This is a genomic window from Lysinibacillus sp. TE18511 (assembly GCF_054062295.1).
Window position 1 is genome coordinate 44,392 of record NZ_JBSSFD010000007.1, and the last position, 12,916, is coordinate 57,307.

Sequence of the window (12,916 nt, forward strand, 5' to 3'; positions counted from 1 at the left end):
GTAAGTCTGCATCAAGTTTACTTTGTTTCAAACCCACTTTCAACCTTATATCGAAAACGATTGCAAAATGTCACAGATTGTTCAATCATTGTAAGTCTATTCTGCAAATAAGTCTTGACGCAATTGGTCCTCACTACGTGCCCACAGGTCTGGATTGAGCTCCGCTAAGAAAGAAGCTAACACTTTTTTAGATGGTGCATCCATATGCTCTACAATAATATGACGCTTCATAGATTTATCCATTTTATTAACATGATCAGCTAAAATTTTATAGCCACGACGTTTTTCTCGATTGACTACCATTTCACACGCAGTAACACCTGCATAATAAGGTCCATCCGCTTTATGGTCAATCGTCACCCATACGAGCCAATACGGTTTTCCACCCTCTGAATCTGCACGATCTGTCGTAAATTTAATACCACGTTCCACATCACTACGAGCATGCATTGCACCGACTTCAACTGATGCTGTCCCCTCTTCTACATCGATTATGACTGGCGATACGTTTTCAAGCGAAAGCGAACCGATCCCAAATCCCTTATGTCCAGCTGTTGGGTCATTTTTAATAATCGTAAAGCCCATTTTTTGTTTTGATTTTTCTTCATTTGCCATACTTTAATTACCTCCATTCTGCTATTATAAAGTAAAGCATCGTTAGCGCATCGGTGTCGTCATGACAACGACTCTTGCCTTGCGCAAATGCCTGAATACAAGTAAGAAGTTTTTATACTTTCTTATAAAGTAACTATACAACATTATTCAATAAAGGAGGCAATATTATGCCATACGTAACAGTTAAAATGCTTGAAGGTCGTACAGACGAACAAAAACGCGCACTAGTAAAAGAAGTAACAGAAGCCGTTTCTCGTACAGTTAACGCGCCAGCAGAAAACGTAACAGTCTTTATCGAAGAAATGCCTAAAAACCATTACGGTGTTGCAGGCGTGCTCCACAGTGATAAATAAAGAGTATAACGGGTAGAGCAACATAATGCTCTACTCTTTTTCGTCTGATGTCCTTACTGACAATACATAACGTTTTACCGGGCCAGCTATAGTTCTAGCGGCGAAGTATGACCTGTTAGCGGCGATGTTCTCGCTTTTAGCGGCGCAACTCGATTCTTTACCGGCGATTCTTTCACTTTTAGCGGCGCGACTTGATCCTTTACCGGCGGAACTTGAACTTTTAGCGGCGCAACTCGATCCTTTACCGGCGATTCTCTCGGTTTTAGCGGCGGAAATCGATCCTTTACCGGCGATGTTCTCACTTTTAGCGGCGCAACTCGATCCTTTACCGACGATTCTTTCACTTTTTGCGGCGCAATTTGATCCTTTACCGGCGATGTTTTCACTTTTAGCGGCGCAACTCGACACTTTACCGGCGATTCTCTCGGTTTTAGCGGCGGAAATCGACCTACTTCCGGCGATTCGTAATTTCAATACTAGGATGTGATCTATGAAATGAATAAACTTAAACTAACACTACTCATTTGTATGCTCATCATTGGCCTCTTACTTATTTTTATTAATCCAATTCAAAATGCCATTATCGCTCATTTAAGTAAACAATTAAATACAACCGATTACAGTGCAGAGGATATTGAAAAGAACAATAATGTAGATGCTGACTTTGAATTTGAAGCAGTACAATCACTATCTATTGCAGAAGTTTTAAAAGCTCAAACAACAGCTAATAAAATGCCTGTCATTGGTAGTATCGCTGTCCCTAGTGTTGATATGCAACTTCCTATCGTCAAAGGAGTTGGTAATGCCTCTCTTGCCGTTGGAGCAGGTACCATGAAGCCTAATCAAAAGCTTGGACAAGGAAACTACGCATTAGCAGGTCATTACTTTGAGGAAACAGATATTTTATTTAGCCCCTTATACAAAGCGAGTATAGGAGATACGATTTATGTAACAGATTTAACGAATATTTATGAGTACAAATTAACAACTAAGGAAATCATCGCTGCCACGGATGTTTATGTTATTGATGATATCCCTAATAAAACTGTTTTAACCCTCGTTACATGCGCTGATAAAGGTACGAAAAGACTTGCCATTCAAGCAGATTTTGTCGAGCAATATCCGTTTGACAAAGCACCTGCAAAGCTATCAGAAACTTTTTAGTATACGAAAAACCCCAAGATTTTTATGATCTTGGGGTTTTCTTATTGAAAATTATTTCACTTCTGTCTTGCGACGACGCAATAAGAACAATGCACCTAGAACAAGAGCTACACCAACTAGTGTAAGAGCTGTTTGGTTTGCTCCATCTGTTTGCGGCAGTTTGCCTGTCGCTTTTAATTGAGCTTCCATTTGTTCAGCATCTGCTTTGATTTTGTCAATATCAAGTGATTTTGCTACTTCTTCCTGTTCCTCTTTAGATAAATTGTTGTAATTATCGAGGAAATCCTTATACGAATCTAGTGTGTCTTTATTCGCTGTAGAAGGATTGTATGGTGGTAATTTTTCACCTTGATCAATGACATCAGTTACAGATGGTTTAGAAGTTTCAGGTTTTCCAGGATTTGTAGGATTTTTTGTATCTGTTGTTGGGTTACCTGGATTTTTTGGATCAACCGGTTTCTCTGGATCTGGATTCGGCTTGTTTGGATCAACTGGCTTCTCCGGATCTGGATTTGGTTTGTTTGGATCAACCGGCTTTTCCGGATCTGGTTTGTTTGGATCAACCGGTTTCTCTGGATCTGGATTTGGCTTGTTCGGATCAACTGGCTTCTCCGGATCTGGATTTGGTTTGTTTGGATCAACTGGCTTCTCTGGATCTGGATTTGGACCTGGATTAGGAGTCCAGCCACCGCCGCCTCCGCCGCCATTGCCTCCACCGTTTCCACCTGTTGATGAAGGTTTTACTATAGCAGAACATGTATCTTTTACTGTGAATGAGCCAATTAAACGACTTCCTTCATATACATAGTACGTACCTTGCTTAATAGCTTCGTTTGGCAATACAACCGTTCCAGCAACACTAGTTGTCAGAACTTCACTATTGTCTACACCTTTAACGATATTACCATTAGCATCTTTTACTGTTATCTTTGCATTCGCATTTGGCGTTCCAAACTCAGTTTGTACAGTTAATGTAAACGCAGGACATGCAGGCGCTGCTGATATTTCTGCTTCACAATTAACTGAATATTTAACTGTAATTTGACCAATGAATAGATCACCTTGATATACATTGTACACACCTGAAGGAATGTTTTCAGATGGTATAGTAATTTGACCTAATTCATTTGTCGTCTTATTTGTAGCAATAATTGCTCCTCTTGTATCTTTGATCGTGATGTTGTCAACATTAGGGCGTACTTTGCCATTTTCATCTTTTACAGTTAGTGTAAATTGTGGACATGAAGGCGCTGGTTGAACTGTTGCTTCACAGTCTGTAGTTACTGTAAATTCTTTAATTTCACCTTTTTCATCATAGACCATATATCTTCCTGGTTCTAATTTAGGGATTGTTACTTTCCCTTCACTATTAGTTAACTCTTTAACTTCAATAGTTTTATTTGTATCTACATTTTTAATAGTAACTTTTACACCTTCACGTGGTTTACCATCTACATCCTTTACAGTTAATGTGAACTCAGGACACGCAGGTGCTTGTTTTACTACAATTTCACAACCGTCTTTATAACTAATATTCACTTCGCTAAGGAATTGTTTTCCTTCGTAAAGGTAATACTTTCCGGCAGGTGGATTTGGTTTTACTTGAATTTTCCCATTCTCATCAGTTTCTGTTGAGATAATTACCTTGCCGTCCTTATCCTTTAATGTAACTGCTACATTTGGACGAGACTTATCATTTTCGTCATTTAGTGTGATTGTAAATTGTGGACATGAATTTGTAGGCTGTAATTTAGCTCCACAATCATCATCGTTATTATCTTTACCATACTTCACAGTTACTTTCCCTAATGGTTTTCCATTACTGTCTACTACTGTGTAGTCACCAGCTTGGACTTCATTACGCTCAAACTTTATTTGCCCATTTTTCAAATCACCTGAATATCTCTCAACGCCATTTTCATCAAGTAATTTAATTGATGTATTCGCAACTGAATTACCGTCAATATCGTTCACAGTTATTGTGAATCTTGTACATGCTGAAGATAAATCTATATCTTCGATATTATCAATAACATATGATTTTCCACGAGCACTAATGTCAGTAGTTGCATTCATTGTAATTTCAAATGGTAAAATTTCAACATAGCCTGTTGGTGTTTTTTCTCTCAATGTATACTTACCGTAACGAACTTGTTCAAAGGTAACAGTTCCGTCACCCTTTGTAGTTCCTTCAGCAAGTTTGATTGTATTATTTTTATTCCATAGTTCGAACTCAACGCCTTCAAATACTTTGCGATCTCCTGTTAGTGGATTCACTTTGAATTTTTTCAGTTGCAGAGTACCTTTTGCTGCGGATGCGTTAGTATCTGATGAACTATATTTAAATTCTTTACTATCATTCCCTTTGTCACTTGTACCTGCGGATGATGCTCCAGCGTAATCGATTGATGCTTCATTTGAAACCATCTCACCTTTGCCGTTACCATCACCCATGAAGAATGTGGAGTACTTAATGATATAGCCTTTTCCATCTAATTCACCTAAATCAAGGCTGAAGCCTCCATCATCGTCTAGCCTAATTTTATTTGGTGGAATAGAAACTTCATCACCATGTGTTTCGGACTTTCCATCAGCATTCAACTTAATTTCTTGCATAGTGAAAGTATTCGTTAATAATTTTTGATTGCTCGATGGCTTATCTTTTAATGTTATATTTCCCAACTTCGAATTTGAAGCATTGACAGTTACTGTCCAATTGATAATATCCTGTTCAGGTTTAGTTTCTGCTGATTTTGCAATTAATTCATTTGCTTTTTCAGTAATCTCGGCTGTAGTAGAATATTCATAGCTTCCATCTTCAATTGTTTTTAATGTTGCAGCATTAGTATACTTCCTTTTATCTCCTGAGCTTTGACCATAAACATCATCTAAATCTTTTGATTTGTATTCTATTAAATACGCTTCAAAATTATCTTCGTCAAGATCTTTAAAGTTTATTGTAAATCCAGTTACTTTTCCATCTGTCAGGATTTCCGTAATACCCCACTTATCAGAACTTAACGGACCATCCTTTTCGCCCTTTTCAGTCGTTAACTTTAATTTTGAAATCGTAATTTGGTCTTTTAATGTTTGACCTTTTGGAACAGGAATATAATGTCCTTCGCCAAGGTTATCTGTAACAGTAGCATTACTAATATCCTTTTTATTGATATTGATACCGATACCCCAAGAAAATTCTTGTGTACTGTTATCTACAGAAACTGTTTTATAGCCATTTTTGTTTGTCGGTGAACCTTGATCTGGTCGATACTCAGCGCTTCTCGATTCTTCGTAATCTTTGCCGTCAGTACCTTTCCAAGTTGCATTTGCCGTATTATGATATGCTGTTGCAACTCCACCATTTGGTTCAACTTCATATTTTGTTTTGTATTGGATTGTTACTGTTTGACCTTTTGGAATAGTCTTGGTGAAGTTCACTATAAATCCTTCATCACCTTTATTTGGATCATTACCTTGTAAATCTTTGATGATATAATCAGAAGCGTCTACACCAGTAACATTGTAAAATTCTCCACTATCATTCCATGGAATTAATGTATGTTTTAAAGTTTTGTTATCTTTATTTTTTGTTGTAAATTCATCTGTAATTTTGAAGTTTTTTAATTCTTTTTCAGCATTAATTGATAATGTCCATGTAATTGTTTTATTTACATAGTCAATTGTTTTAGAATCCCCACCTGTTTTATAAAATACTCCTGGAGAAAGTGTCAAATCAGGTTTGGCTTCGCCTCCATCTGCTCTTGTTACTTTATTAGTAATAGTACCTGCATTAGCATCTGTCACAAACTCATCTTCAAGTTCTGTGTCGTATTCGATTTTAAATGCTGATGTAACTTTACCATCTGTAACATTAGAAGGTTTGTTGAAGTCAATCGTGAATCCATAATCTCCCTTAGTTAAGGTATAATCAGTTCCTTCTTTAAGAGGTACTGATTCTTTTTCACTTTGACCATCATCAGACAATGTCACCCGAAATACTTTAAAACTATCGTAGTCAATTTTATGTTTCCCTGTGTTATCAGATTCTGTAGTCATCTCATCAGTTAGTTGTGCTTTACTAGGATCAATTTTTTGACCTAGCCAATTATACTTAATAGTCCATGTAGATTTGTACTTGTCGCTGTCGTCACTTTTCGATTTTTCTAGGCTTGGACCATACTTTACTGTCGCAAACCCATTTACTGGAGGATTCTCGATACCTTCTGATTTTAGTGTAGCCGTATTTTCATATGTCATCTCCGATTTAGTTGGGTCAGCAGTTACTTCAGTTTCATAAGTTACCTTATAAGCATAGTAACCATCACCTAAATTAATCGGGAATCCAGTCGGATAAAAAGTTTCCGGTGTTCCAGGATTTTCTTGATTAAATCCATTCAAACCTACTTTGTATCGTTCTACAGTAATTTTCCCCTTCAATTCATGACCTTCACCAATTACGTCTTCTAAAGTAGCGCCGCTTAAATGTTTACCAGCTGTATTTACCCAAATTGTCCATGGAATCGTTACTGTACCATCCGCATCACGCGAAATAGTTCCGGCTTCTTTTGTTAATAGTTTACCACTACCTGATGGAGTAAATTTAATCGGTAACTTAACATTATCTTTTCCATAAACAGGAATATCCATTTCTTGCTCTAGTTCATCTTCGTTAGCAAAATTACCGAATTTAGCCATGAAGGTAAAATAAATTTGCCCTACGCTATCCGTCTCAAGATCGCTGTTCAGAGTTACCGTTACTGTTTTACTCCCACTATCATAGCTTGATGAATATGCTGCCCAGCCGCCAGTTTCTTCTAAAGTTTTTTCTTGAATAAACGATCCTGGACTAAACTCTTCAATCATATTTGTAGGCAATTGGAAGGTAAATTTTGAGCCAATTCCATAATCTTGAGTTGGATTCACAACAAATTCATAATTCAGATATACCGTATCACCTTTTTTAGGGTTAGGACCTGAATAATTTGCTAGATCAGTAGCATCTTTAATTAGAACAGCATTGGAGTCTAAAAGGCGTAGGCCGGAGAATGACATTTTTATGTCACCTTGCATGTCACCTAGTTTCATTTCTGAAGCTGGATCTTCTGCTAGTTCTTTATTTTCTATATTTTTTTCTTCTAAAGCCTCTTCTTCAATTGGTTCGGGTTTTGCTAAGTCACTATCTTCTTCTGTAGCTTTAGATTCTTCTGTAGGAGCATTTGGATCTTCTGATTGCTCAGGTGAGTCAACGCTCTTTCCTTCTTCTACTGTCCCACCACTATTATCAATATCAGTTGGAGGTGTTCCAGGATCTTTTACTTCTTCAGTCTTTACTGGCGGTTCAAGTGTTCCAGTATCTGCTCCTGGTTCTTCAGGACTTGTTGTATCAGTGGTTTCAGGCGTTTCAGTTACTCCAGTATTAGGAACTGTTTCACTCGCAAACACTGAAATCGGTGATAGTACGGTTTGGAATACGAGCAGCAATAAGATAATTGCTATGTTTAATTGTTTAAGTTTCTTCATGTTTCTCTCCTTTTCTAAGTTCAGAGAGATACCTGTTGGTGTTTGCTGACGACGTTGCATCCTTTCGTCATGCCAGAAAGGTATGCCACAAACAATAGGTTGGTCCCTCTTTCCTTCAATTCACTTGTCGCCCATAAATGAATACATTCTTATAAGTACTTCACGGCGTAGGCAATCATGATGACTTATGAATGAGTGATGCACAAATTTATATGTATCCATGCTACTTTTGTGACGCCTATTAAAATAGGCCTCACCCCCTTTAGGGTTTTAGACTCATTATAAGGAAGACTACTAAACAAATTCTAAACAATTCCAGACTTTTTATTTATATAATTCAAAAAAATTCTATATATTTTCCATTTTATTTATCTTTATACAGCAAAAAAACAGTAAAAGATTACTCTCATTGAGTACTTTTACTGTTTATTCATTATCAATATGTTGGTATCCTATTAAACTGCTCTCATTTAACATACATGATTTATACATTAAATTTTTTTTATTTCTTTTCCTGTTTTCGCAGTAAAGTTAATATTTGTTCCTTCACAACGGAATGGGTACTGTTGTCCTCTAAGAAATCAAGTGGGAAATATACTTTATGATCCCGCTTCATGCGCCCAGAAATAGAATCAACAATAATCGATTCACGAGAAAGTTCTCGTAACTCTCCATTTTTCATTTCTAAGAAAATAGGAACGCGTACTTCTTCCTCTCCTGGTCGATAAAAATCATAAGGTAAATCTGCCGTCGTATCATGGACAAGATAGTATTCTGGATTTAAATCGGCTTGCTTAAAGAGCTCTTGTAGTTTTTGATATTTGTCTAGCTCGACACCTGGATCTAAATCGATGTACTGAAATAGCTTTCGATTGACAAAGCGGCGACTCAAGTCACTTAATATAGCATCTTCCTCTTGCATCCAAAGTTGAAAATATGTAAAAAGAATACTCTCATCTAATGCAAGATAATCTTCCAGCTGAATGGAGTTGCGGAAAAATGCTAAAAAGTGTGTAGGCTCGTGCTTAAATTTGTAGCCCGCCAAGCTTAATTGCTTAGCGCGTTTTAAAATATTATTTAAAACAACCTCTGCACTGCGAGACACTGGATGGAAATAAATTTGTAAGTACATTTGATAGCGGCTCATAATGTAATCCTCTACCGCGTGCATGCCTGTCGCCTTAATAACAACCTGATTTTTTCGCGGACGCATTACTCTTAAGATCCGTTCCATATCAAAATGACCATAGCTTACGCCAGTGAAATACGCATCACGTTGTAGGTAATCCATACGATCAGCATCGATCTGGCTCGATATTAAACTGACAACCTGCTTATTCGGATATGTTTTTTCAATTACCTGTGATACTTTCTCAGGAAAATCAGCTGATACTTTTTTTAATACTGCATTCACTTCAGTATCGCCGAGCAAAATTTGTCTTGTATAAAATTCATGATCAAGTTCAAAGACATTTTCAAAAGCATGCGAAAATGGCCCGTGCCCTAAATCGTGTAGTAGGGCTGCACAAAGCACAAGTAGTCGCTCATCTTCATCCCATTCAGGACGACCAGCAAAAATATCATCTACTATGCGACGTACAATTTCGTAAACACCAAGTGAGTGACTAAAGCGGCTATGCTCTGCTCCATGGAATACTAAAAACGTTGTACCTAGCTGGCGAATTCGACGTAATCGCTGAAATTCTTTCGTCCCAACTAAATCCCAAATCACTTGATCCCGTACATGCACATAGCGATGCACCGGGTCCTTGAATACTTTTTCCTCTTGCAATTTAGCTTTTGCATAATGTGTCAATTGTACAGCACCCCCGTTTCCTATTTGTTCTATTATATGCGATAAATGTAGGACTAGCATACATATTTCCCTTTAATTATAGAGACTATCAACCTAACTCACTGTATTCTCGTCTTAATTTAGGATTCTATTGACCTAATTCCCTTGCGACGGATAGCTTTCCGTCACTCCAGCTCTTCTTTCCGTCACTCCAATGATTCTATCCGTCGCTTTAACTCTTCTTTCCGTCACCTCGATGGCTTTCCATCGCTTTGACTCTTCTTTCCGTCACTCCGATGATTCTATCCGTCGCTTTGACTCTTCTTTCCGTCACTCCGATGATTCTATCCGTCGCTTTGACTCTTCTTTCCGTCACCTCGATGGCTTTCCGTCGCTCTGACTCTTCTATCCTTCACTTCGATGGTTCTTTCCGTCGCTTTGATTCTTCTTTCCGTCACTCCGATGATTCAATCCGTCGCTCTGACTCTTCTATCTTCAATATTAAATACGCACAAGAAAACAAAAACTATCTTCAACTAGTGAAGATAGCGCCTTGTTTTACTTATTTCTTTAACTTTGCTAAAACCTTTTCCATTAGTTCTTCTTCCGTTAATGCAGCAACAGGGCGACTATTTACGAAGGTAAATGTTTTTTTACGTCCTGGACCACAATAAGAATGACAGCCAATTTCGATGGTTGCATCAGGATCGATTTCCTTTAATTTTGGAATTAACGTTTTTAAGTTAACGGCCTGACATTCATCGCAAACTTTAAATTCGTTTGCCATTTTGTCAACAACCCTTTCTATATAGTATTTTTTCAATCAAAAAACCGCTCTATTGAACGTATGACCTTCACATATTTAAGTATGCAGCATACGCACAAACCTACATCGGGTATTGTATCGCACTTTTCACCTTGTATTCAAGCATAATTCCTTCCACATAGATGAATAAAAGGTTAAAAGATTGGTCATGCTAGTCATAAATAAATAAGTTCCAAATAAAGGTGGGAGGATTTTACTATGAGTAAAGTAAGACAAGATGCTTGGTTAGAAGAAAATGATGAATTATTGGCAGAGGCGGTTATTCGCCATGTAACGGAAGGGAGTACGCAGTTAAACGCCTTCGAAGAAGCTGGCGATGCTTTGAACCGTACTGCCGCAGCCTGTGGTTTTCGCTGGAATGCTGTTGTTCGTAAAGAGTACGAGGAGCAATTAGCAGATGCGAAAAAAGAAAGAAAAGAGAGAATGCGAGTGTTGGGTGCTCCAGCAAGACGACGTACTACTAGTATGTTTACAGTAAATAATAGTGCCGCAGAGGGTAAATCAATTCCTCTTTCTGCATTATCTCTTGATATTGTCATAGCCTATTTACTACGTTTGCAACACTCTGGTGAGATAGGTAATGAGTCTACAAAATGGAGACAGCTTGTACACGTAACCTCTGAGAAAAATAAAAAACTAGAGAAGACCATTACACAGCTGGAAGAGGAAAATAGATCTATTCGCAAAGATTACGAGCAATTTGTACAAATTATGAACCGCGCTAGACGACTAGTAACACTAGATGAAGAGGAAGAACGAATTGCACCTGTCTTCAAAATGGAGAAAAACGGAAATCTCGTTGTCAGTAGCTCTGCTTATCAACAAGAAAATGGCGATGCGCTTAGTTAGCAGCATCGCTTTTTCTTTGGTCGTTGTAATCTATTATTTCGGTTCGAGCATTCTCATATTGCGTTCTAAAACACGTTGTAAATAGAATGCATATGACGTCAGTTCTTCACCACCAAAAGACTCAAAACGAATTTCTTCAGCCATATTGTGAAGAAGCTGCTGTAAACGAATCACAACATCTTCCACTGTTAATGATGCATCCATAAGTTCGGATAGTGACGCCATCACATCAGGGACAATGTTAGGGTACGTAAATTTGGTTTCTTCTCCCTTTAGACTTTCCTCATAAAAGTCACGAATGAGTGCAGCTCGATCTGAACCGCTACCTTCAATACATAAATAAATTTGCACGGCTACTCCTTGGCGTAAACGTCTCTGAGAAATACCAGCAAATTTCTTTCCTTCAATACTTAAATCATAGGAGCCCGGGCAATAGGAACCTACAATCTCATAGGCTTCAATTTGATCCGCTACTTCAGGGAATAATCCCTTTACTAAATCTACCATTACCTCATAGCCATCATCAATGCTTAGCGTTTCCGTTTGTTCAGATAAAACAACAGAAATATTCAGTACACCTTCATCAAGGACAACTGCTAATCCGCCTGAATTGCGTACTATAGGATGATAACCACGTGTTTTAAGCAAGTCCATCCCCTGCTGCACATATGGTAAACGGTGATCCTGAATACCAAGCACAACAGATGCATCATGCACCCAAGTACGAATAGTTGGCGGAGAGGCTAATTGTCCAACTAGCTGACATAATGTATCATCTGTTGCAAAGGATTCAAGTGGCGATCTTTGCTTTGCACTAATGGATTGATCGTAAAAACGCCAAATTGGCTGTTGTAATATACTTTTCATGATTGGTGCTCCTCTATTTACATCTCTTCTCTTTAGCATACATTATCTACGGAAGGTGTCAAATTCGTGAAATGCAATCATGAACATAGGGATTTTGTACAAACTATGATAAACTAAAATTCAAATGGTATTCACTTATAAAGGAGTGTTTTAAATAATGAATGAAGCAGCAATTACTTTAGATGGTTGGTACGCTTTGCATGATTTCCGCTCAATCGACTGGGCTTCATGGAAACTAGTTTCTGCTGAAGAACGTCAAGCAGCAGTAGAAGAATTCATTGCTTATTTAGAAAAATTAAACGAGGCTGATATCGCTAAAACTGGTGCTCATGCTTTTTACGCAATCGTTGGTCAAAAAGCTGACTTTATGATTATGACATTACGTGAAACAATGGATGAGCTACAAGAGCTTGAAGCTGAATTTAATAAATTAGCGATTGCTGATTTTACAATCCCTACATATTCTTATGTATCTGTTGTAGAGCTTTCTAACTATTTAGCTGGCGATTCAGACGAAGACCCATACCAAAATCCACATGTGCGTGCTCGACTATATCCTGAACTTCCACGTGCTAAGCATGTATGCTTCTATCCAATGGATAAGCGTCGTCAAGGCAATGATAACTGGTATATGCTTTCAATGGACGACCGCAAATCTCTAATGCGTTCTCACGGTATGATTGGTCGTGGCTATGCTGGTAAAGTTAAACAAATTATTACTGGTTCTGTTGGCTTTGACGATCACGAATGGGGCGTAACATTATTTGCCGATGACGTATTACAATTCAAAAAATTAGTATATGAAATGCGTTTCGATGAAGTTTCAGCTCGCTACGGTGAGTTTGGTGCATTCTTCGTTGGTAACCTTCTTGATAACGAAAAACTAGCGAAATTCTTAACTGTTTAATCGAAAACGGTTTTAAATAT

12 protein-coding genes are annotated in these 12,916 nt (G+C 37.9%); 7 read left to right on the top strand and 5 right to left on the bottom strand.

All coding sequences use genetic code 11. The annotated features are described in order from the left end of the window. Positions 1 to 96: 96 nt before the first annotated feature. On the bottom strand, positions 97 to 615 hold the full coding sequence (locus tag ACVWXS_RS07395) for a YwhD family protein (RefSeq protein WP_368636126.1): 519 nt from the start codon (positions 613 to 615) through the stop codon (positions 97 to 99). A 167-nt stretch (positions 616 to 782) separates the two neighbouring features. On the opposite strand from ACVWXS_RS07395, the gene ACVWXS_RS07400 reads away from it, so the two are divergent. The 3 genes from ACVWXS_RS07400 to ACVWXS_RS07410 all read left to right on the top strand — a co-directional run bounded on the left by ACVWXS_RS07400 (position 783) and on the right by ACVWXS_RS07410 (position 2,132). Then, positions 783 to 968 carry a 2-hydroxymuconate tautomerase gene (locus tag ACVWXS_RS07400; RefSeq protein WP_068985249.1) on the top strand — a complete coding sequence of 62 codons (186 nt, stop codon included), beginning with the start codon at positions 783 to 785 and terminating at the stop codon, positions 966 to 968. Between the two features lie 124 nt (positions 969 to 1,092). Continuing rightward, positions 1,093 to 1,455, top strand: a complete 363-nt coding sequence (locus tag ACVWXS_RS07405) for a hypothetical protein (RefSeq protein ID WP_456957278.1) — start codon at positions 1,093 to 1,095, stop codon at positions 1,453 to 1,455. 8 nt (positions 1,456 to 1,463) lie between these two features. Beyond that, complete coding sequence (locus ACVWXS_RS07410) at positions 1,464 to 2,132, top strand: class A sortase (RefSeq protein WP_456957280.1); 669 nt, start codon at positions 1,464 to 1,466, stop codon at positions 2,130 to 2,132. A 51-nt stretch (positions 2,133 to 2,183) separates the two neighbouring features. Here the strand turns inward: ACVWXS_RS07410 and ACVWXS_RS07415 are convergent, their stop codons facing one another. Continuing rightward, entirely contained in the window at positions 2,184 to 7,652 is a 5,469-nt protein-coding gene (locus ACVWXS_RS07415) for a collagen binding domain-containing protein (protein ID WP_456957282.1), read from the bottom strand. A 502-nt stretch (positions 7,653 to 8,154) separates the two neighbouring features. Continuing rightward, positions 8,155 to 9,528 carry an HD domain-containing protein gene (locus ACVWXS_RS07420; protein ID WP_423491195.1) on the bottom strand — a complete coding sequence of 458 codons (1,374 nt, stop codon included), beginning with the start codon at positions 9,526 to 9,528 and terminating at the stop codon, positions 8,155 to 8,157. Positions 9,529 to 9,661: 133 nt separating this feature from the next. Here ACVWXS_RS07420 and ACVWXS_RS07425 point away from each other — a divergent pair, with 133 nt between their 5' ends. Together ACVWXS_RS07425 and ACVWXS_RS07430 are read left to right on the top strand one after the other, a co-directional pair. Further along, positions 9,662 to 9,847 (top strand): hypothetical protein, encoded by a 186-nt coding sequence (locus ACVWXS_RS07425; protein WP_456957284.1) that lies wholly within the window; start codon positions 9,662 to 9,664, stop codon positions 9,845 to 9,847. Further along, on the top strand, positions 9,804 to 10,121 hold the full coding sequence (locus tag ACVWXS_RS07430) for a hypothetical protein (RefSeq protein ID WP_456957437.1): 318 nt from the start codon (positions 9,804 to 9,806) through the stop codon (positions 10,119 to 10,121). Before ACVWXS_RS07425 ends, ACVWXS_RS07430 begins: the two co-directional genes overlap by 44 nt. Here ACVWXS_RS07430 and ACVWXS_RS07435 read toward each other — a convergent pair. Continuing rightward, positions 10,010 to 10,234, bottom strand: a complete 225-nt coding sequence (locus ACVWXS_RS07435; protein ID WP_049667962.1) for a DUF1450 domain-containing protein — start codon at positions 10,232 to 10,234, stop codon at positions 10,010 to 10,012. The genes ACVWXS_RS07430 and ACVWXS_RS07435 overlap by 112 nt on opposite strands. 237 nt (positions 10,235 to 10,471) lie before the next feature. On the opposite strand from ACVWXS_RS07435, the gene ACVWXS_RS07440 reads away from it, so the two are divergent. Then, a complete protein-coding gene (locus tag ACVWXS_RS07440; protein ID WP_427500379.1) occupies positions 10,472 to 11,122 on the top strand; it encodes an RsfA family transcriptional regulator in 651 nt (216 codons plus the stop codon). Between the two features lie 33 nt (positions 11,123 to 11,155). Here the strand turns inward: ACVWXS_RS07440 and ACVWXS_RS07445 are convergent, their stop codons facing one another. Next, entirely contained in the window at positions 11,156 to 11,989 is an 834-nt protein-coding gene (locus ACVWXS_RS07445; protein WP_456957287.1) for a lipoate--protein ligase family protein, read from the bottom strand. Positions 11,990 to 12,146: 157 nt separating this feature from the next. Between ACVWXS_RS07445 and hemQ the strand changes: the two genes are divergently transcribed. Continuing rightward, complete coding sequence (gene hemQ / locus ACVWXS_RS07450; RefSeq protein ID WP_068985239.1) at positions 12,147 to 12,896, top strand: hydrogen peroxide-dependent heme synthase; 750 nt, start codon at positions 12,147 to 12,149, stop codon at positions 12,894 to 12,896. Positions 12,897 to 12,916 lie beyond the last annotated feature (20 nt).

Coding starts and splice junctions, on each gene's coding strand:
- ACVWXS_RS07395 (WP_368636126.1), bottom strand. CDS start 615: ATGGCAAATGAAGAAAAATCAAAACAAAAAATGGGCTTTACGATTATT.
- hemQ (WP_068985239.1), top strand. CDS start 12,147: ATGAATGAAGCAGCAATTACTTTAGATGGTTGGTACGCTTTGCATGAT.
- ACVWXS_RS07405 (WP_456957278.1), top strand. CDS start 1,093: ATGTTCTCGCTTTTAGCGGCGCAACTCGATTCTTTACCGGCGATTCTT.
- ACVWXS_RS07435 (WP_049667962.1), bottom strand. CDS start 10,234: ATGGCAAACGAATTTAAAGTTTGCGATGAATGTCAGGCCGTTAACTTA.
- ACVWXS_RS07440 (WP_427500379.1), top strand. CDS start 10,472: ATGAGTAAAGTAAGACAAGATGCTTGGTTAGAAGAAAATGATGAATTA.
- ACVWXS_RS07445 (WP_456957287.1), bottom strand. CDS start 11,989: ATGAAAAGTATATTACAACAGCCAATTTGGCGTTTTTACGATCAATCC.
- ACVWXS_RS07420 (WP_423491195.1), bottom strand. CDS start 9,528: ATGCTAGTCCTACATTTATCGCATATAATAGAACAAATAGGAAACGGG.
- ACVWXS_RS07400 (WP_068985249.1), top strand. CDS start 783: ATGCCATACGTAACAGTTAAAATGCTTGAAGGTCGTACAGACGAACAA.
- ACVWXS_RS07410 (WP_456957280.1), top strand. CDS start 1,464: ATGAATAAACTTAAACTAACACTACTCATTTGTATGCTCATCATTGGC.
- ACVWXS_RS07415 (WP_456957282.1), bottom strand. CDS start 7,652: ATGAAGAAACTTAAACAATTAAACATAGCAATTATCTTATTGCTGCTC.
- ACVWXS_RS07425 (WP_456957284.1), top strand. CDS start 9,662: ATGATTCTATCCGTCGCTTTAACTCTTCTTTCCGTCACCTCGATGGCT.